Consider the following 19,137-nt stretch of genomic DNA (forward strand, 5'->3'; position numbering starts at 1 on the left):
ATCGAGACACAACGCTAAATCGACGGGCTCCATAAGAAAAATCGAATAAGCTGATCAGAACATCAGGAGCACTTATGTCCTTGACGACATCATAAGCTCCCCTGATCAAGGCATCAGAATGCACGATTTCTGCTGATCGCTGGGCCTGACTATCATGTGCCCCGAAAAGGGAGGCAGACATTCATGGGCCAGATCAACCTCAAGATGCCGAACTCGTTGTGGGCATCGACCGCCACGCCGGCAACGGAACGCGCACAGTTGCGGGGGGAGCATCGGGCCGATATCGCGATCATCGGTGCGGGTTTCTGCGGTCTTTCGGCTGCGCTGCATTTGGCGGAAGCGGGAATCGAACGGATCGTTCTGCTCGACGCGGCCGAACCCGGTTGGGGCGCTTCCGGTAGAAATGGCGGCCAGGTGGTTCCCGGTTTTCGTTCGGATCCCGACGACATCATCGCGCGCTATGGATCGGAAACAGGCAAGAAGCTGATCGCCGCGTCGGCCGAAGCGGCCGATCTCGTCTTCGAACTCATCGACAACTACGGCATCGATTGCGATGCTCGTCGTAACGGCTGGATCCAGTGCGCGGCCGGCCCGCGTGGGCTGGAAGCTGTACAGCATCGTGCCGCGCAATGGCAGCAGCGTGGCGCCGACATATCACTGTTGACTGAGCGGGATTTGACCTCGCTGACCGGTGTTCATGGATATGTCGGAGGCTTCATCAATCGGCAGGGCGGCCAGATCAACCCGCTCTCTTATGTGCGCGGCCTCGCCGTGGCCGCAGAAAGCCTCGGCGTCTCGATCTTCTCCAGTAGCCCGGCGCGGCGACTTGAACGCGTCGGGACACGCTGGGAGATTGCTACACCAGAAGGCGTTGTCAGGGCACATCGGGTCATTGTGTGCACGAACGCGCATACCGACGGGTTGTGGCCAGGGCTACGACGCACTCTCATCCCGATCGTGAGTTCCGTTGTTGCCACGGAGCCCCTGCCCGCCAGCCTCAGGGCGACCATACTTCCCGGCGGACATTCCGTGGCCGATACCAGACGACTGATTTCATGGTTCGGCATCGATCGCGACGGACGGGTGATCCTTGGCGGGCGCGGCGCCCAATCCGGCAAGGACAGGCCTAATGAATTCCGAGCGGTGGAACAGCGTCTATACAGGGCGTTCCCCGCATTGCGTGACGTTGCAATTTCCTTTCGCTGGAGCGGCCTCGTCGCCCTGACGCTTGATCACCTGCCGCATGTGCATGAGTTGGCTGCCGGGCTTTTCGCCGGGATCGGCTTCAACGGACGCGGTGTGGCCATGGCAACCATGATGGGCAAGTCGCTTGCCGAGCGTGCGATGGACCGGCACCCGGATTCGCTGCCCCTGCCCGTTGTGCCGGTTAGCGGCATACCCTTCCACGCCTTTCGGGCGCTCGGCCTCGCCGCCGCCCTTCAAGGCAAGAAGCTCCAGGATATCTTCCTGCCCTAGCATTTTGCAGCAGGTGCCAGGAGACCTGGCGCCTGCCGATACCGGGTGTGCAGAGAGTTCGCTATTCCGCTGCCACCAAGGATTTCTCCAGTATTTCCGCATAGGCAGCGCCCGGCCAGAACTTCGGGGTCGCCCGCTGGTATTGGAGCGGCCGCTCGACATCGGCGCCCAGCGTACGCGCTGCAAGCCAGCCCCAGTGCGGATTGTCAAGGAAGGCGCGTCCCAGCGCCACCATGTCCGCCGTGCCTTCCGCGATCACTGCTTCGGCCTGCTGCGGCGTGGCGATCAGCCCCACCGCGCGTGTCGGAATGTCCGCGCCCAGCTTCACAGCATCGGCGAGATGGGCCTGATAACCGGGACCGATCTGTGGGATGGCCGTTGCCGCCAGTCCGCCGCTGGTGACGCAGACATAATCCACGCCCTCTGATTTCAGCGCCTTTGCGAAGGCAATCGCTTCGTCGAGATCGATCCCGCCCTCCAGCCAGTCGCGGCCAGTGATCCGGACGCCCAACGGCCGCTCCTTGGGCCAGACCGCGCGCGCGGCACGAATGACCTCCAGCGGATAACGCATCCGGTTCTCCAGGCTGCCACCATATTCATCGGTGCGTCGGTTGGAGGTGGCCGAGAGGAACTGGTGCAGCAGATAGCCGTGCGCGGCATGGATCTCCAGCAGATCGAAGCCGATGCGCTGCGCCCTGAGAGCGGCATCCGCATGCGCCATGCGCACGCGATCGAGATCTTCGACCTGCATGGCGGAAGGCGTATGCCAGCCATCGGCAAAAGCCAATGCGGATGGCGACACCGTCGCCCATGGGGACTCGGCGGCTCCCAGTGCCTTGCCGCCTTCCCACGCTTTTTGCGACGAAGCCTTACGGCCGGCATGGCTGAGTTGGATGCCGAGTTTGGCCGAACCGTGGGCTCGACAATGGGCAATGACTTTGGCCAGCGCCGCCTCGTTCTCGTCGCTGTATAGACCCAGGCAGCCATGGGTGATGCGCCCGATGCGCTCCACGGCGGTCGCCTCGACGACAAGCGCGCCCGCACCCGAACCGGAGAGCGTGCCCAGATGCGCCAGATGCCAAGATGAGGCACTGCCGTCATCGGCGCTGTACTGGCACATTGGCGATACCGCGATGCGGTTCGGCAATTCCAGGCCTGCCAGCCGGATCGGCGAGAACAATTTGCTCGTCATGGTACTTCCTTCACTGCTTTATTCGGATGTGGTGTGAACACGGCGAATGTCCGCCGCGTGAATTGACAGATCAATCGGCAAGCGCGCAGGCAAAGCGCTTCTGCAGTGCTTCCCTGTCCAGGGTTCCTTTTACGGCGATCAGCACCAGCCGGATGGCTGGGGTCCCTGCTGGCGCGGCATGCCAGGCAATCTCCCAATGACCGCCGACCAGATGCAGGATCCCTGTCTGTCCAGGCTTCTGCTGCGTCCGCAGAAAACCCTTTGCCCGCAGGACACCTGCAGGAAGCGAACCGAGCAATTCTCCCAGCTTCCCGCCGTCAAACTCCTGATCGCTCACAAATGCCCAGGTTTCAAACTGGTCGTCATGGGCGTGATGATCGTGATGATCGTGGTGCGCGACCGTCGCGCCGGCGCCGGGCTCCTCGAAATCGGTATCGAAGAGAACATCCATCGGCACCGCACCATGGACGGTCTCGACAATCCTTTTGACGCCGATCGCGTTCCGGAGCCAGGCATGCAGGTCGGCCTTCCGCTCTTCCAAAACGCGGTCGACCTTGCTCAACAGGATCATGTCGGCAGCGCAAAGCTGGTGGCGCACCGTGTCGCCGACAAATTTGTCGCCCGCCAGTTCCTTTACGCGCTCGGCGTCTGCCATGACCAGGATGCCGCTGAGCCGCAATCCCGGATCGAGGCGAGCGATCTCGGCAATATTCTGCGGTTCCGCGACACCGCTGGCCTCGATGACGATATGTTCCGGCGGCGGCGTCATGCGAACGACCTCCACCAGCGCCTCAACGAGGCTGTCGCCTATGCTGCAACAGATGCAGCCATTGCTGAGACTGATGGTGCTACCCTCATGCCCCGTGATCAGTTCGGCATCGATATTGATGTCGCCGAAATCATTGACCAGAACAGCGATACGCCGACCGGCGCTGCCACGCAGCATGCGGTTGAGCAGCGTGGTCTTGCCGGACCCGAGAAATCCCCCGATGATTGTGAGCGGGATCCGTGTCACGGCAAAACGCGCGGATTGGCGAAGATGCGCCCGCCGAGTACCGTTCCCCAAACGCGGACGTCTTTCAGCGCTTCGGGCGCGACTTCGGTCGGGTCGTCCTCAAGCACTGCAAAGTCGGCGTATTTACCTACTTCGATACTGCCGACCTCGCCCTCCATCTTGAGCGTGTAGGCCGCACCGAGCGTGATGGCGTGCAGCGCCTCATCGACCGAGATGCATTCACTCGCCCCAAGCACCCGCCCCGACGAGGTCCTGCGGTTGACCGCGCACCAGGCAGTGAACAGCGGCCCCAGCGGCGTGATCGGCGCATCCGAATGGATGGCAACGGGCACGCCGCAACGCATGGCCGACGCCACCGCATCCATGCGCTCGGCGCGGTCCGGCCCCATGGTCAGCGAATAATGGGCGTCGCCCCAATAATAGATGTGGTTGGAGAACAGGTTCACGCAGGCACCAAGCTTCGCCATGCGGCGGAACTGAGCGGCATCCGCCATCTGGCAATGCTGCAAAGTGTGCCGGTGGTCGGGCCTCGGCTTCTCGATCTGCACCGCCTCGATAGCCTCGATAGCGGCCTCGGTGGCCTCGTCGCCATTGGTGTGGATATGGACCTGGAAACCCGCCTCATGAAAAGCGCCGAGCACGCGCTTGATCTCTTCGGGCGGCGTGTACCACAGCCCATTCGGGCGCCCGTTGAAATAGCCCGGCCAGCGCAGCCTGGCGGTAAATCCCTGGATGGAGCCGTCAACCGTCATCTTGACGAGGCCGAAGCGCAGCCTGTCCGAATTGAGTTCGGTGAGACTGCGCAGATAGCCGACCGGGTCCTCCCGCTGCGCCGTGCCGCGCATCGCCGGCATGAGCCGCACAGGAAAGTCGTCTTCGGCCGTAACCTTGACATAGCTGTCGACCGTCGGTTGCAGAAGGTCGTTGTTGAGGTCGGTGACCGTGGTGACGCCTGCCATTTGCGCGCTTTTTGCATAGCGCCTCACCGACTCCGGCGTATTGCCCGGTACTGCGAACTCGCCACTGCCCACCGACTTGTAGAGCAGGTAGCGTCCGACATGGCCCGCCAGTTCGCCCGTAATCTTCCCGGCTTCGTCGCGCAGGATGAATTCGGAATCCGTGTCGAGCGTAACCCCGGCGCGCTCCAGCACGAAGGAGTTCACGTTAATGATGTGAAGGCTCGCATGGTATATGAACACCGGACGGGTGGTAGAAACCTTGTCCAGGTCGCTGGCAACCATCCTCCGGTCAACAAAAAGCGGGTCAAAGCCCCAACCGATCAACGGTTGCTCGGGGTCATCGAGCTTGCCGCAGGCCTCGGCCAACCGGCCGACGATCTGATCGATCGTACCCAGCCCGGTCCAGACCTTCCCATCCGGGTCCCGCCGATCGTAGGAGCCGGTATAGATATTGTTCCAGACCATGCCCTCATAGACATGGGCATGTCCTTCAATGAGACCGGGCATCAGAACCTTGTCGCTGAAGGTTCGGTCGATCTCGGCCGCCCCCCAAGCCTGCACCTCATCAAGGGAACCAACAGCCAGGATGCGGCCATCGCGAACTGCCACATGCGTCGCGGTGGGCTTGCCCGGGTTCATGGTGAGGATCTTGCGTGCCTCGTAGACAACGGTCGTGGTCATCATCTTTCCTTCGGCAGATATCAGGTAGAGGCAGCCAGGCGGCGCCTTGACCTGTCAATAAAAAGCACGACCACCGTCCACCACGAGGGTGGAACCCGTGGTGTAGCGGGATTCAGTGCTTGTCAAATGGAGCGCCGCATAGGCGATGTCCTCAGCTTCGCCGAGACGCGCCATGGCAGGCCGGTTGCGCGCCTCGCTGCGTGCCGCGTCCGGATCGCCGGTCTTGTCGTACCAATCCCGCAACAGCGGCGTATCTATAACACCGGGGCAGACGACATTAACGCGGATACCATCCTGGGCAAACTCCAGCGCCAGCGCCTTGCTGAACATGGCCAGTCCGGCCTTGGACGCGCAATAGGCGGTACGGTTGACGAGAGGACGCAGCGCCGCCCCCGAGGCGATATTGACGATCGCGCTTTCAGGCGACTGCTTCAGGAACGGCAAAGCCGCGCGGCAGACGACCATCGGGCCTGTGAGATTGACGGCAAGTACCCGCTCCCACTCCCCGGTCGACATTTCATCGAACTTCTTGAACAGGTCTATGCCGGCAACGTTGACGATGCCATCAAGACCGCCGAGCCTGGCTGCCGCATCCTTCACCACGGCTTCTACCTGATCGCCGTCAGCGACGTCGCATGCAAGCGGCTGTGTGCCGGGCAGACCGGCCGCTACCGTTGTGAGAGCTGGCTCGTCGCGATCAAGCAGTGCCAGCCTGGCGCCTTCGCGATGGAAGAGTGCCCCAATCGCGGCGCCAATGCCCGAGGCAGCACCGGTGACGAGAATTTTGCGTCCTTCCAGCCTCATGATGCCATCGCCTCCTTGGCAAGTTCGGCGACCAGCGAAGACCCCTGCTTCGCCCGGCCAGCCTCCAGGTTTTCGATAAGCTGCACCAACTTGCGGCTTATGGGCACTTGCAGGCCGTGCTTTTCGGCGATTGCGAATACCGGCGTCAGCTGAGCAGGTGCGTCAGTCTTCTGCCCAAATATGGCAATGTCGCGCCAGGCGCTGCTATGTGTCTTGGCCGAAGGGCGATAGAATTCGGCCATATCGGCCAGATTGGCGTAAGCGGCTTCATCGTCGCGCTCAAAGGCACGGGGATCAAAGCCGTTGAACCCCAGCGGCTCTACGCCTTCGGCCCGAGCGACCGCAAGCAGTTCGCGCACGAGCTTGACGTGCACCTCCCGCAGGTCAGGATCACCGATGAAATCGACCATGGTCTGGTCGCTCAGCGCCTCCGCCTTGAGAAGCGAGCTATAGGCCGTCTTGCCCCATAGATAACCCCAGATATTGTCCGTGGTCGCCGCGTCGGGCTCGAACGGCCGGAGCAGTTCGACAATGCGCTGGGTGCGCGGCCGCATCAGTCCGTCGATCTCGCCGATGATCACCACGCCCCGATTGGCAAATAGCAAATGCCCCGGTTCGACATAGTCCGCGCCGAAATTGATGAAGGCACCGACCGTGCGTTCGCGCCCTACCAACTCCGCGATGCCAATTTCGCACAGGCCGTTCTGCAGCGAAACCACGCATCCATCGGGCGTGAGGAACTCCCTCGCCCGCTCCAGCGCTATCTCCGTGTGGGTGGCTTTCACCGCCAGAAAGATGACGTCGAAGACGCCGCTCACCTGTTCGGGAGCCAGTGCGGTAAGGCGCTCCGTGAACTCGCCATCGGGAGACGAAATCCGCAACCCGTCGCGATTGATCGCATCGAGATGGGCTGCGTTGACATCGACCAGGGTCGGAGATTTTCTGGCCCTGGAAAGATGGGCCGCAACCGTGCCGCCGATCGCCCCGGCGCCCCAGACCAGGATACGTTTCATGTCAGAATTCATTTGCTATGCTCAAAGGGAAATAAAGGGAGTGTAGCGCGGATCATCCGCATCGAACGGGACCGCGCCTTGCCAGTGAGACGCGACCTGTTCGCAGGTCGCATACCAGACACCTTCAAACTGCCGCGTGAAGGCAATGAACTCACGCAGCATTTCCACCCGGGACGGCCGGCCGATGGCCTGCGGGTGCATGACGATGTTACACAGCAGGCCGCGCCGATACATTGCGGTGAATTCCGCCTTCCAGATGGAAAGGATGTGTTCGTTGGTGAAGATCGGTCGCGGACTCTTGATGGCAAACAACAGAAACGGCGCGTCGTCCAGGCTCCAGTGCCAAGGCAGCTCAATTGGGCCGCGCTGCTTGTTTTCAACCATGTGATAGTAGGGATCGACACTGTCCATCAAAGAGCTGTCGTAGAGAAAGCCTCGTTCATTCAACAGCTTGATCAGATTGGAGCTGGTTTCTCCGGCAGGCGAACGGTATCCCTTCGGCCGTACGCCGAGGTGCCGCTGGAGCGCATGGAGACCCTTTTCGAGCTCCTCCACTTCCTCGTCGGGAAAATCGGGATCTACCCAGCGGTGGAGATATCCGTGATGGGCAACTTCATGCCCGGCGTGCAGGATCGCTTCCGCCTGCCGCGTTCTGTTTTCGACGACCCAGCCGGGGATGAAGAAGGTTGCCGGCAGATTCTCCTCGCGCAACAATTCGAGGATATTGGGAACACCGACATTGGCGCCAAATGTGCCCTGGGAGAGTGTCCCAGGGCGCTTGATATTTTCCGGATCGCGCGAAATCCAATTGGTTTCGGCATCGAAGTCGAAGGTCAGCGTCAAGGCGCATCGTGCGCCGTCGGGCCATTTACTCATTTTCTTTCCCTTCACGACGAAAAAATGCGCTGGTTCGCGCGATCCGGATCATGTCGAGCTACTAGTTAAGCCCAATGCATCTCGTCGTAGGGCGCCAACGCTCCCCACACGGTCAGCGGAAGGCCCTGCAACTTCTTGTCGTACAAGGTGAAGAGCGGTTCTTCGTTCGTCCAGAGAAGCGGAAGTTCATCCGTCAGGATGGCCTGGAACTCGGCATAGAGCTCCTTGCGCTTTGCAGGATCGGATTCGCCGCCGGCTGCGATCATCAATTCATCCACACGCGGATTCACATAGCCTTCCGTGTTGGTGAATATGGCGCCCTTCTTCTGGTTCGTGCTGAGATAGGCGCGGTTCACACCGATCACGGGGTCAGGATAGTTCCAGATACCGTTCATCGTGAGCTGGTGTTCCCAATTACCGATGCGGGTCGCAAAGCTGCCGAAATCAGGATTGGGCCGCAGGACGATGTCGATGCCGATTTGGCGCAGCTGCGCCTTGAGATACTGCGCAACCGGCTGCTGGCTGTTGATATTGGCATCTGGGAGCCATTCGAGCGTCAGCGAGAAACGCATCCCGCCGTCCTTGACCGGATGGCCTGCTTCGTCGAGCAGGGCCTTCGCCTTTTCAAGGTCGAGTTCATATTTCTTGAGGCTCTCAGCGGAATAGAACGGGCTCGACTCCGTGAGCGGTCCATCAAGGCGCTTCGCGTGACCGGCGAGGATCTTGTTCTGGATGAAGTCCTTGTCGACCGCATGGGCGATCGCCTTGCGCACGCGAACATCGTCCAGCGGCGCATGGCGCAGATTGAACTCCAGATAGTTGGTAGCGCCGAACGCCTCATAGCCATCGGTGGTCACCGTCAGGTTCTCGTTGGCTTTGAGACGATCGATGTCGCTGACGCGCACCAGCGCGAATGGCAGGTAGTTGATGTCGCCGCGCTCGAGGCCGAGAACATTGACCACCGGGTCTTGCGTGATGCGGAAGATCAGCCGATCGAGGTAGGGGCGGCCAGGACGAAAGAAATTCTCGTTGCGATCGAGCACGAGAACCTCGCCAGGGCGGTATTCGCTGAACTTGAACGGGCCCGAGCCGACCGGCTTGAGGTTGGCCGGATTTTCGCGGATGTCGCCTTCGCCATATACGTGCTTTGGCAGGATCGGCAGCAGCAGCGGCGAAAGCGCGCTCATCAATGCAGGATGCGGGCGCTCCAGCACGAACCGCGCCGTCTTGGCGTCGGGCGTTTCAACCGCCTTGACGGTCCCGAACATCGGCTTTCCGAACGGATGGTTGGCCTTGACCACGTCAAGCGAGAAGGCGACGTCTTCCGAAGTGATCGGCTTGCCGTCGTGGAAGACCGCATTCTCCTCAAGATGGAAGGTATAGGTCAGGCCGTCCGGCGAGACTTCCCAGCTTTTGGCGAGATAGGGCTGCGCCTCGAACTTGTCGTTGAGCTGGGTAAGGCCGGCAAAAATCTGCGTACCGGGGATGCCGGTAGCCTGGCCGGACTGGATGGCGGGGTTCAGGTGACGCAGCGTGGTGTGGCCGATAACAACCGTGCCGCCCTTGGTCTGAGCATAAGCTTCAGGCAATCCGCCCAGCATCATGGAAGCTGCCGTCAGGCCTGCTCCCTGGACGAATCTGCGACGGTTTAATGAGAAAACAGATATGGTCATGGTGGTGTCCCATTGTTGGTTAGGCACTGGATTTTTATTGTTAGGCACTGAGTTTCAGTCTGTCTCAGGGCAGTAAGCGCGATGACCGTAATGACAACGCGTCACGCCTCGACTCGGGAAACAGCTTCCCCGAATTCATGATGAGGACCAATGCCCTCGTCGTTGACCCGATGGCAGGCAACACGCCGCCCACCGGAAACCGCACGCAGTTCCGGCCGGACATTGCGACACTCATCCTGCGCGAAAGGGCAGCGCTGCGCGAAGCTGCACCCCTTTGGCAGGTCAAAAGGGCTTGGCGGATCGCCCTTGAGGCGAATGCGGTTCTGCCTTCCCGCGGCACCCCGGCCAGGAACGGCCGAAAGAAGGGCCCACGTATAGGGATGCAGCGGTTGGCGAAACAGCGACTGGCGGTCATTGTGCTCGACAATCTTGCCCAGATACATGACCGCGATCTCGTCGCACACATAGTGGACGACACCCAGATCGTGGGAGATGAACAGATAGGAGAGCCTGAACTCTTCCTGCACCTCGACGAGCAGGTTGAGGATCTGCGCCTGGATAGCCACGTCCAGGGCAGAAACCGGCTCGTCGCAAACCACAAGGTCCGGCCGGGTGGCGATGGCGCGTGCGATGCCTATGCGCTGGCGCTGGCCGCCGGAGAACTGGTGCGGGAAATTGAGTTTCTGGTCGTCGCGCAAACCGACGCGCGCAAACAGTTCGTCAACTCGCTGCCGCCTTTCAGCTTCCGTGCCGATGCCAAGCAGGTCCATGGGCTCGCGAACAATGGCGCCTGCCCGCTTGCGTGGCTCAAGCGAGCTGAACGGGTCCTGGAAAATCATCTGGAAACGCGGACGCATCCGCCGCAAGCTCTCGCCCTTTGCCTGGGTCAGATCGACACCGTCAAACAGGATCGAACCGCCGCTTGGCTCAACCAGGCGCATCACAGCCAGCGCGGTAGTGGTCTTTCCCGATCCGCTTTCGCCGACGATCCCCAGGGAGCGGCCGCGTCGAAGCGAGAAACTGACGTCATTGACGGCATGGACCATGCGCTTTGCGCCGGCACCGTGTCGGCTGGGGAACGAGACGCGGAGATCCTTGACCTCGAGCAGATTTTTTTCGGCTTCTTTGCTCACTGGGAATGTTCCTTGGAGGCCAGCCAGCAGGCGGCGCTCCGCCCTTCGGCAACCTCAAACAGAGGGGGCCTTTCGGCCCGACACTTATCGAATGCAAAGGCGCAGCGTGCCGCATAGGCACAGCCGGCCGGACGCGCTGAGGCCGCAGGTACGATACCCGGAATGTCGAGCAGCTTCATGCGCGTGGTCGCTTCCGGGTCAGGCCTGGGAATGCATGCCAACAGCGCGCTCGTGTAAGGATGGCGCGGGTCGGCAAGCACCTCCGCAGCCGGCCCCTCCTCGATCTTGCGCCCACAATACATGACGACGACGCGGTCGGCCACATCGGCCACGACGCCCATATCGTGAGTGATGAGCAAGATAGTGGTGCCCAACCGCTCCTGTACCTCTTCCAGAAGGTCCAGGATTTGCGCCTGCACGGTCACGTCGAGCGCAGTCGTGGGTTCGTCGGCGATCAAGATTTGCGGAGAACAGGCAAGCGCAACCGCAATCATTGCCCTTTGACGCATGCCCCCCGAAATCTGGTGCGGATATTCGTGCACGCGCTGCTCCGGCTCCGGAATGCCGACGGCGCGCAGCAACTCGACCGCCCGCTCGATGGCAGCCTTCCTGCCGAGGCCTTCGTGATAGCGGAGCATCTCGGCTATCTGCTCGCCAATCGTGAAGACCGGATTGAGCGCCGTCATCGGCTCCTGGAAGATCATGGCGATATTCTTGCCGCGGATTTCCGCTGCACGGTTGCGCCCGGCAGCAATCATCTCGCGACCCTCGAACGAGATGGCGCCGTTCGAAATAAATCCGGGGCTGGGCACCAGCCCCATCAAGGCAAGACCGGTCATGGTCTTACCGCTTCCCGATTCGCCTACCAGGCAGACCGTCTCGCCCTTCTGCAAGTCGAGATCGAAATCTTCCAGGACCGCGAATTGGCTTGTCCGGCTGCGGAAGGATATCCGCAGGTCTTTGATCGACAGTAAAGGCTGCATGTTATCGCTCGCGAAGCTTCGGGTTGAAGGCCTCATTGAGACCATCGCCGATCAGGCTGACACTGAGGACAGTGGCAAAGATCGCAATGCCCGGGATGGTCACGGCCCACCATGCGCTCAGCATGTAGTCGCGGTTCTGACCGATGATGACACCCCAACTCATGACATTGGGGTCGCTGAGCCCGAGAAAGCTCAACCCGCTCTCAAACAGGATGGCGATACCCACCGTCAGCGTGGCGGTGACGATCAGCGGCGGCAATGCTGCGGGCAGAATGACCAGCCAGATGATCCTGCGGTTACGGGCGCCCATGGCGCGAGCCGCCTGGACATACTCAAGGTTGCGGATACGCAGGAACTCCGCCCGGGTAAGCCGGGCGACACTTGTCCAGCTTACGATGCCGATGGCAACGGCAACCGTGGTCAGCGTCGGCGAGAAGAGCGTGATGATCGTCATGGCCAGCAGCAGCGCGGGAAGGACCTGGAAAAATTCGGTCACGCGCATGAGGGCCTGCCCGATCCTGCCGCCATAGAACCCGGCAATGGCCCCAACGGAGATACCGATAACCATGGTGAGCGCGGCCGCCGTGGCGCCAACGATCAGGCTTGCCTTTGCGCCGACAAGCATTCCGGCCAGTATGTCACGGCCGATGCCATCGGTGCCGAGCGGCGCGTCGGGATCGCCCGGCGGCAGCAATGGACCAGAGACGATCGCAAACGGATCGACGCCATAAAGGGCCGGCCCGGCGAGAGCCGTAAAAAGGATGATGAGCAGAATCACCAACCCCGCGACGGCCGAGCCGTTGCGCGAGAACATGCGCCAGGCTTCCCTTCCCGCGCTTGGCGCGCGGGGGGCCGACATCGGCTGGGAGGATGAAACGCCGGCGTTCATGCCCTGGCCCCGATACGCGGATCAATCATACGATAAACCATGTCTGTCACGATATTGGCGACGATCACGATGACGGCAGAGAACAGAAGGATGCCGAGCATCGTCGGGGAGTCCCGCCGCAGGATCGATTCATAGGCCAGCCGGCCAAGACCCGGCCAGGCAAACACCGTCTCGACCAGCACGGCGCCTGCGACCACCTGCCCGAATTGCAGCCCCGCAATGGTGACCACGGGAAGGACCGCATTGCGCAGGGCATGCTTGTAGACCACGAGCCGCTCAGGCAACCCTTTCGCACGCGCGGTGCGTACATAGTCGGCAGACAGGACCTCAAGCATGCTCGACCGGGCCAGGCGGCTATACTGCGCCAGATAGACGGTTGCCAAAGTGAAAGCCGGCAGCACGAGATGGTAGGCGACATCGACGGTGTCACCCCATATTCCAGCACCGATATTGGTTACATCGCGCATGCCGCTGGTCGGGAAAATCGGCAAGGCAGAAGCGAGCCCGATGATGAGCACGATGCCCACCCAGAACACGGGTGCAGAAAAACCGGCGATCGAGATCACCGTGATGAGATGGCTCAGTATGCCGCGGGGCCTCTGGGCAGCAACCACACCTAGCGCCGTTCCGATCACGATGGCAAGGCAAAGCGCAGAGACCACCAGCAGAAGGGTAGCAGGCAAACGCTGCAGGATAAGATCCAGCACAGGCATGTTGTAGTAGAATGAAAAACCAAGATCGCCGGTAAGCACCGACAACACATAGGTGAAAAGCTGCTCGGCAAACGGCCTGTCCAAACCATATTGCTGCTGGAGCCGCGTGATCAGTTCGGGGTCGCCCCCGCCCATCTCGCCGACCATTACGGTAACGGGATCGCCCGGAGCCAGATGGATAAGCGTGAAATTAAACACGATCACGGCCAAAACCGTGACGATCGATGTCAACAAATTTCGTGCCAGCGCACTAACCGGAACCACGAACCCTCCCTGAGTCATTTCGACTGAACTGCTACTTTAGCATTAGCTACCAGGGCGGGTTTCGATATATCCAGTAGTGAGATTCAATATATCCAGATTTTTGAGCAAGGGAAAACACCTACGCAGTCTCCAGAAAGGCGGGAGCGCGGGGCCGTGGTCCTAAAATCTTGCACCCGAGCGACGGAGAAGCGCTAGGCCAGCGACCTATCCGAACTTGCGCGCCTCGCGTGCGGTTTCAGGGGTCGCATGGATCATATTCATGAATTCACGACGTAGAGCGGCGGGCGCCCGCCGCTCTATCTACTTGTTCTTGCTGTATTTGCACGACGCTGGCGCATGTGACGCCGCAAGGCCGCTGCCTAAAATGGCGAGCGCAATGGGGCCGTGCTGCGCACGCTAGAGGGCAAGCTCCTGCAGGCTAGCGATACTTGATGATCGCATAGTGCTTGATCGTGTGCTCCACAATTTCCCAGCAACCGGAGAAACCATTCGGGATGACAAAGGCATCGCCTGCCCGGAACTCCGAGACTTCGCCGGAATCGCTGATGAGCCGGGCGTGGCCTTTGACGAGATAGCAGAATTCGTCTTTGTCCGAACCCGCTCGCCACATGCCAGGCGTACTCTCCCAGGTTCCGGTGACGAAGTTGCCCTCGCCGTTGGCAAAAAACAATCGCGTCGTGTTTTGCGGCGATCCCTTAAGCACCTGCGCCGGATCCGGAGCACCGTCCTGGACGCGCAAGGGTTCGTCCGCAAAGGAGATGACTGAAACAGCGGTCATAGCATTCTTTCCTGATTATCCGTCGGGAGCATCGCAATGACGGCTAGCTCCACCATTATGTTAAAACAAACAGGGCAAAACCAGATTTGCCCCGAAGCCGGGCAAGAGGGGGACGGGTCGCCCACGCCTGCCACCACATTCACGTCCTGCACACATGCCGACGAGGCCACAACCCGCGGCACGGTTCATCTCAAGATCGATGACATGAACCGCTTCAACTGGTCGGTCTGCGGGTTGTTGAACAGATGGTCTGGCGGACCTGATTCCCGAACCACGCCGTCCGCGACAAAATAGACCTGATCGGCCAGGCTCCGCGCAAAACCCATCTCATGCGAGACGACAACCATCGTCCTGCCCTTTTGCGCCAAAACCCTTATGGTTTCCAGGACACCGGAAACCAACTCCGGATCGAGCGCCGAAGTAGGCTCGTCAAAAAGGATGACCTCGGGATCCATGGCCAGCGCCCGCGCAATGGCAACCCGCTGTTTCTGGCCACCCGAAAGCTGGGCCGGATATTTCTCCATCTCAGCCGAGAGGCCTAAGGACCGGAGTATTTCCTGCGCTTCGCCGATGGCTTTCTCGCGATCCTGCTTGAGCACCCGGACCGGACCTTCGATGACGTTCTGAAGAACGTTGCGATGGTTGAAAAGATTGAAGTGCTGGAAAACCATCGGCATCTTGGCACGGGCCTGCCTGATGGCGCTCTCCGGCTTGATGCGGATGCTGCCATTCTCCTCGTGGCAAAGAGCCTCGCCCCTGAACTTGATGGTTCCGCCAGTCGGCGTCTCAAGGAAGTTCATGCAGCGAAGCAGGGTGGACTTTCCACCGCCGCTTGGCCCGATGATGAAGGCGACCTCCCCTGCCCGAATGGAAAGATCGACACCCTTGAGGACCTGTACCCCGTTGAATTCCTTGCGCAGTCCTTCAATGCGAACGACTATCTGATCATCGTGCCGGTCCATTACCTGCCTCCCGCATGCGCAGCGCCGTTTCCGCGCCGCAACTCCTCAAGCAGGTATTTGGGCGTCAGTTTCCGCTCGATGCGGATGACAATTCGGGAAGCCACAAAGCTGAGCACGAAATAAATGATCGCGACCATCATATACACTTCCATGCTTTTGAAAGTGGTGGCGATAATCATCGTGCCTTTCCTGAGAAGCTCGTTAACCGCGATAAACGAGACCAGCGAGCAGTCTTTCAGCAGCGATATGAAATAGCCGCCCATGGTCGGGAGCGCGATCCGCAGCGCCTGTGGCAGGATGATCCTGGTCTGGATGGTATAGGCGGACATTCCGATGGAAAGGCCAGCTTCTCTCTGCCCCTTGTCGATCGACATGATCGCTGCACGGAACACCTCTGAAAGATAGGCCGACAAGTTAAGCGTCAGACCCAGGACTCCGGCCCAAAATGCTGGCAGCGATATGCCGAACTGCGGCAAACTGAAATAGATGACGAGCAATTGAACAATCAGCGGGATGTCCCGGAAGACCTCGACATACGCGTTGAGAACCATCCTGACCAACCTGAACCTGCTCATCCTGCCCAGTGCGACCAGCAATCCGCACGCGATCGATGCAGCCATGCTCAGGATCGACAGGGTGATAGTCATCACCGTGCCTTCGAGCAGACTTGGCAAGTAACGTGGAAACAGGACAAAGAAGAAGTCGTACATAACGTCGAAATCCCTGCACGCTGCTGCAGCGCCATCGGCGCTGCAGCAGTGTCATTTCGCTGTGCGGTGAAGTCCGGTGATTATTTCGCGAAATTGGTCTGGGATTCATCCCAGAGGCCGTATTTGGACAGGATCTTCTGCCGCTCGCCCTGCTCGTCAAGCTTCTTCAAGCCACTGTTGAAGGCGATGCGAAGATCGTCGCATTCCGGGCGGAGCGCCACACCGGTCGATCCAAGGCGGTAATCCGCCTTGTTCTGCACCTCGGCCCATTCAGCGCTGGGAACGAAATACAGGGGCTCCCCGACGATGCGCAGATCGTCCATTTCCGACATCTGGGCGACGAGGACAGCCTGATCCATGACAACGGCATCGACCTGGCCATTGCGCAACGCCACGAAAGGCTCGCCGAAATTGTTGTAGTCCATCACCTTGTCGGCAACACCCTTTTCGACCAGCGAATGGGCGACCAGGGAGTCGTTCGAGCCCATCGTGGAGGCTAGTGTCTTGCCCTTCAGATCTTCGATGTTCTGGATCGGCGAGTCCTTCTTCACCACGATCCGGTCGTGATACATGAAGTAGAAGTCGGAGAAGCTGATCTTGCCTTCCGCGACCCGTTGCTCGGTCTTGCCCATGCCAGACATGACGATGTCCCAACGCTCCGCCTTCAGGCCGGGGATAAGCGTGGTCCATTCGGTGATGACATATTCGTATTCGAGGCCCATATCCTTGGCCACGAATTCAAGGATTTCGTTTTCGAGCCCGGTATAGGCGCCGTCCTCCTGCTGCCAGATCCAGGGCTTGAGACCCATAACCCCGACGCCGACACGAAGTTTTCCGGCAGTACGGATGTCATCGAGACACCCGGCCGCAGCTTGAGCGATACCAGCAAATAGAATCGAAGATGCAAGCGCCAGCTTGCAGAAGCTTTTCATGCGCATGTGAGATCTTTCTCTGTTTTTAGGGTAGTCGTTCTTGGTTAGTCGATTACGATCAAGGGGAACGGCTGCTCGGAGAGCATCAACGCCTCATCCTGCTTGAACAGGAAGGATTCAATCGTGAAGTACTGCCCCACGAAGCGTGGCAGGAAGAACTGATTTTCGTAGTTCACCGCAGTGCCCGGCTCAAACAGCCGATCCGCATTAATCTCGGAGAGCGGGTCAAAAATGAAATTGCCGACCCAGTCCGGCGGGAAGGAAATTCCCATTTCGTAGCCGCCGATCCAGCCACGCTCACCCCAAAGCCCTTCCTCGATGAAGTAATTCATCATCGTTTCGTTGAACTCGCGTACCGGCAGGTTTGGACGCAGGACGCCGCGTATCAACTCCATGGAGTGAGCCACCCTGTTGGCGACATCGGCCACATCCGCATCAGGCTCGCCGGTCGAGAAGGTTCGCGCCATGTTGATGTGATAGCGCTTGTGCACGCCGCAGAGGTCCACGAGGACCAGCTCGCCCTTGCCGATCTTCCTGCGCGTGGCAAGGCCATGATGCGCATTGGTCTTGGACCCGGACAGGACAGGCATCGTAATGCTAGGGTTTTCACCGCCGGCTGCCGCCATCGCCCGTACGATCTCGCCATAGACCTCGAGTTCGGTGACTCCTGGACGGATCGTAGCTTTGGCGGCCGCCATGCCGATATTCGCGATTCTGGCAGCCTCTTCCAGGCAGGCGATCTCGGCCGGCGATTTGACCCAGCGCTGCTCGCGCAGGATATCGGTCCCGTCGACAACCTTCACGCCCGCAGCCTCGAAGGCGGCCTGATGCTGCCCTCCAATGACCCTGTTTGGCCGGTAGCTTCGATATTCAAGCCCAACGGTTCCCTTCAGCCAGCCTTCGGCTTTGAGCTGATCGACAACAAAATCGATGCTGCCGCGCAGAATGTGACGCGGGAAAAACCGGGTGTCGGTCGAGCGCGTGAAAACGCGGCCGAGCACGGCCTCACGCTCGCTGTCGAACAGAATGTATTTGTCGTGATCGACGTGAACGGCAATGCCTGAACTGGCCGGCCACTGGCTTGGCGATTGCGCCTGATACCAAAGTGCCTGGTAGCCCGACATGTAGAACATGCTTTCCGGAGCAGTGAGGAACAGCATGTCGACACCCGCCGCAGCCATGCGGCCACGCAGCTTGGTCAGACGGTCACTGAACTCCTGATCCGAGAACGGCGCTTCATTCTCTGGCTGACTCTTGAGGTAGACCTCGTCACGATATTCCACTGCGCTTCCTCCATGCAACTTTTCACAGGACTACAATTTCTGTTTAAAATTGCAAGAGCATTAAACGCAAGAGGCACACTTTATGCGCAATTAATAATAGGGCGGCGTATCCACCCACAGAACCTCGGTAACTTCATCCGATGCGCTACAATAGCGGTGCGGCAAGGTGCTCTTGAAGCGAAAGCTGTCGCCGGCCTTCAGAATGTAGCTGTCCTCCTCCACCCACAATTTTATGGCGCCGCACAGAACCAGGCCTGCCTCCTCACCCTTATGCGTATAGTATTCCGGCCCTGACGTGCCACCCGGCTCCAGCCGGATCAGCAACAACTCAACCGTCCCGCTGAAATCGGGAGTGAGCAGCTCCTTGGAGACCCCATTTTGGCGTAACATCATGATTCTACGTGCATTATTCCGGACAATCCGGCCGATTTCATTAGCTGGGGGGATGTCTCCCTCTTGAAAAAAGAGCGACGTCGGCACCTTCAGCGCCTCGCTGATCTGTCGCAGGGATCTGATCGACGGCGATGCCGCCCCCCTCTCGATCTGGCTGATCATTCCGATCGAAAGGCCGGCTTTCTCGGCCAACTCCTTCAATGAAAGGCCAGCCGATTTCCTCATGGCGCGCACCTGCAGCCCAAGCCAGAGATCAGCCGAAGCGGGATTCGAAACCTCGGTGCTGGCCTGTTTCGGCGTTGATTTCATACTAGCGTTCTTGGACATACCGCTCCGCTTTCAAATTATAATAGGATTGCAATCCAATCCATCAAATGCAACAGTGATGCTCACAGACAGGTACCGTAC

At 59.8% G+C, this 19,137-nt stretch carries 18 protein-coding genes; 1 reads left to right on the forward strand and 17 read right to left on the reverse strand.

Annotation, left to right across the window (positions count from 1 at the left end; translation table 11 throughout):
• Positions 1-183 precede the first annotated feature (183 nt).
• Positions 184-1,476: an NAD(P)/FAD-dependent oxidoreductase gene (locus EET67_RS08740; protein WP_128625766.1), complete on the forward strand. Its 1,293-nt coding sequence runs from the start codon at positions 184-186 to the stop codon at positions 1,474-1,476.
• A gap of 61 nt (positions 1,477-1,537) precedes the next feature.
• Here EET67_RS08740 and EET67_RS08745 read toward each other — a convergent pair whose 3' ends face one another.
• The 17 genes from EET67_RS08745 to EET67_RS08825 form a co-directional block, all read right to left on the reverse strand.
• Positions 1,538-2,668 carry an NADH:flavin oxidoreductase/NADH oxidase gene (locus EET67_RS08745; RefSeq protein WP_128625767.1) on the reverse strand — a complete coding sequence of 377 codons (1,131 nt, stop codon included), beginning with the start codon at positions 2,666-2,668 and terminating at the stop codon, positions 1,538-1,540.
• Between the two features lie 70 nt (positions 2,669-2,738).
• On the reverse strand, positions 2,739-3,683 hold the full coding sequence (locus EET67_RS08750) for a CobW family GTP-binding protein (protein ID WP_165899841.1): 945 nt from the start codon (positions 3,681-3,683) through the stop codon (positions 2,739-2,741).
• Positions 3,680-5,323 (reverse strand): amidohydrolase, encoded by a 1,644-nt coding sequence (locus EET67_RS08755; protein WP_342634659.1) that lies wholly within the window; start codon positions 5,321-5,323, stop codon positions 3,680-3,682. The genes EET67_RS08750 and EET67_RS08755 overlap by 4 nt, the downstream gene beginning before the upstream one ends.
• A 54-nt stretch (positions 5,324-5,377) precedes the next feature.
• Positions 5,378-6,127 carry an SDR family NAD(P)-dependent oxidoreductase gene (locus EET67_RS08760; protein ID WP_128625770.1) on the reverse strand — a complete coding sequence of 250 codons (750 nt, stop codon included), beginning with the start codon at positions 6,125-6,127 and terminating at the stop codon, positions 5,378-5,380.
• Entirely contained in the window at positions 6,124-7,140 is a 1,017-nt protein-coding gene (locus tag EET67_RS08765; RefSeq protein WP_128625771.1) for a ketopantoate reductase family protein, read from the reverse strand. The genes EET67_RS08760 and EET67_RS08765 overlap by 4 nt, the downstream gene beginning before the upstream one ends.
• 21 nt (positions 7,141-7,161) lie before the next feature.
• Positions 7,162-7,983: a polysaccharide deacetylase family protein gene (locus EET67_RS08770; protein ID WP_245450802.1), complete on the reverse strand. Its 822-nt coding sequence runs from the start codon at positions 7,981-7,983 to the stop codon at positions 7,162-7,164.
• A gap of 98 nt (positions 7,984-8,081) precedes the next feature.
• Complete coding sequence (locus EET67_RS08775) at positions 8,082-9,689, reverse strand: ABC transporter substrate-binding protein (RefSeq protein WP_128625772.1); 1,608 nt, start codon at positions 9,687-9,689, stop codon at positions 8,082-8,084.
• A gap of 101 nt (positions 9,690-9,790) precedes the next feature.
• Entirely contained in the window at positions 9,791-10,822 is a 1,032-nt protein-coding gene (locus EET67_RS08780) for an ABC transporter ATP-binding protein (protein ID WP_128625773.1), read from the reverse strand.
• Positions 10,819-11,805 carry an ABC transporter ATP-binding protein gene (locus EET67_RS08785; RefSeq protein WP_128625774.1) on the reverse strand — a complete coding sequence of 329 codons (987 nt, stop codon included), beginning with the start codon at positions 11,803-11,805 and terminating at the stop codon, positions 10,819-10,821. Before EET67_RS08785 ends, EET67_RS08780 begins: the two co-directional genes overlap by 4 nt.
• A gap of 1 nt (position 11,806) precedes the next feature.
• Positions 11,807-12,694 carry an ABC transporter permease gene (locus tag EET67_RS08790; protein WP_128625775.1) on the reverse strand — a complete coding sequence of 296 codons (888 nt, stop codon included), beginning with the start codon at positions 12,692-12,694 and terminating at the stop codon, positions 11,807-11,809.
• On the reverse strand, positions 12,691-13,689 hold the full coding sequence (locus EET67_RS08795) for an ABC transporter permease (RefSeq protein ID WP_128625776.1): 999 nt from the start codon (positions 13,687-13,689) through the stop codon (positions 12,691-12,693). Before EET67_RS08795 ends, EET67_RS08790 begins: the two co-directional genes overlap by 4 nt.
• 400 nt (positions 13,690-14,089) lie before the next feature.
• Positions 14,090-14,449, reverse strand: a complete 360-nt coding sequence (locus EET67_RS08800; RefSeq protein WP_128625777.1) for a cupin domain-containing protein — start codon at positions 14,447-14,449, stop codon at positions 14,090-14,092.
• A gap of 185 nt (positions 14,450-14,634) precedes the next feature.
• On the reverse strand, positions 14,635-15,411 hold the full coding sequence (locus tag EET67_RS08805; RefSeq protein ID WP_128625778.1) for an amino acid ABC transporter ATP-binding protein: 777 nt from the start codon (positions 15,409-15,411) through the stop codon (positions 14,635-14,637).
• Positions 15,411-16,121, reverse strand: coding sequence for an amino acid ABC transporter permease (locus tag EET67_RS08810; RefSeq protein ID WP_128625779.1), 711 nt, complete (start codon positions 16,119-16,121; stop codon positions 15,411-15,413). Before EET67_RS08810 ends, EET67_RS08805 begins: the two co-directional genes overlap by 1 nt.
• An 80-nt stretch (positions 16,122-16,201) precedes the next feature.
• On the reverse strand, positions 16,202-17,059 hold the full coding sequence (locus tag EET67_RS08815; RefSeq protein ID WP_245450806.1) for a substrate-binding periplasmic protein: 858 nt from the start codon (positions 17,057-17,059) through the stop codon (positions 16,202-16,204).
• A gap of 38 nt (positions 17,060-17,097) precedes the next feature.
• Positions 17,098-18,336 carry a M24 family metallopeptidase gene (locus tag EET67_RS08820; protein WP_128625780.1) on the reverse strand — a complete coding sequence of 413 codons (1,239 nt, stop codon included), beginning with the start codon at positions 18,334-18,336 and terminating at the stop codon, positions 17,098-17,100.
• Positions 18,337-18,426: 90 nt separating this feature from the next.
• The gene (locus EET67_RS08825; RefSeq protein ID WP_165899842.1) at positions 18,427-19,038 is read right to left on the reverse strand and encodes a cupin domain-containing protein; all 612 of its coding nucleotides are present in this window, start codon (positions 19,036-19,038) and stop codon (positions 18,427-18,429) included.
• Positions 19,039-19,137: the final 99 nt, after the last annotated feature.

Origin of the sequence: Borborobacter arsenicus (genome assembly GCF_003934165.1) — a bacterium.
Lineage (GTDB): Bacteria > Pseudomonadota > Alphaproteobacteria > Rhizobiales > Rhizobiaceae > Pseudaminobacter > Pseudaminobacter arsenicus.

Excerpts from the sequence above, each read along its gene's own strand:
- EET67_RS08740 (WP_128625766.1), top strand. The coding sequence starts at position 184 with ATGGGCCAGATCAACCTCAAGATGCCGAACTCGTTGTGGGCATCGACC.
- EET67_RS08745 (WP_128625767.1), bottom strand. The coding sequence starts at position 2,668 with ATGACGAGCAAATTGTTCTCGCCGATCCGGCTGGCAGGCCTGGAATTG.
- EET67_RS08755 (WP_342634659.1), bottom strand. The coding sequence starts at position 5,323 with ATGACCACGACCGTTGTCTACGAGGCACGCAAGATCCTCACCATGAAC.
- EET67_RS08760 (WP_128625770.1), bottom strand. The coding sequence starts at position 6,127 with ATGAGGCTGGAAGGACGCAAAATTCTCGTCACCGGTGCTGCCTCGGGC.
- EET67_RS08765 (WP_128625771.1), bottom strand. The coding sequence starts at position 7,140 with ATGAAACGTATCCTGGTCTGGGGCGCCGGGGCGATCGGCGGCACGGTT.
- EET67_RS08775 (WP_128625772.1), bottom strand. The coding sequence starts at position 9,689 with ATGACCATATCTGTTTTCTCATTAAACCGTCGCAGATTCGTCCAGGGA.
- EET67_RS08785 (WP_128625774.1), bottom strand. The coding sequence starts at position 11,805 with ATGCAGCCTTTACTGTCGATCAAAGACCTGCGGATATCCTTCCGCAGC.
- EET67_RS08790 (WP_128625775.1), bottom strand. The coding sequence starts at position 12,694 with ATGAACGCCGGCGTTTCATCCTCCCAGCCGATGTCGGCCCCCCGCGCG.
- EET67_RS08795 (WP_128625776.1), bottom strand. The coding sequence starts at position 13,689 with ATGACTCAGGGAGGGTTCGTGGTTCCGGTTAGTGCGCTGGCACGAAAT.
- EET67_RS08800 (WP_128625777.1), bottom strand. The coding sequence starts at position 14,449 with ATGACCGCTGTTTCAGTCATCTCCTTTGCGGACGAACCCTTGCGCGTC.
- EET67_RS08805 (WP_128625778.1), bottom strand. The coding sequence starts at position 15,411 with ATGGACCGGCACGATGATCAGATAGTCGTTCGCATTGAAGGACTGCGC.
- EET67_RS08810 (WP_128625779.1), bottom strand. The coding sequence starts at position 16,121 with ATGTACGACTTCTTCTTTGTCCTGTTTCCACGTTACTTGCCAAGTCTG.
- EET67_RS08815 (WP_245450806.1), bottom strand. The coding sequence starts at position 17,059 with ATGCGCATGAAAAGCTTCTGCAAGCTGGCGCTTGCATCTTCGATTCTA.
- EET67_RS08825 (WP_165899842.1), bottom strand. The coding sequence starts at position 19,038 with ATGAAATCAACGCCGAAACAGGCCAGCACCGAGGTTTCGAATCCCGCT.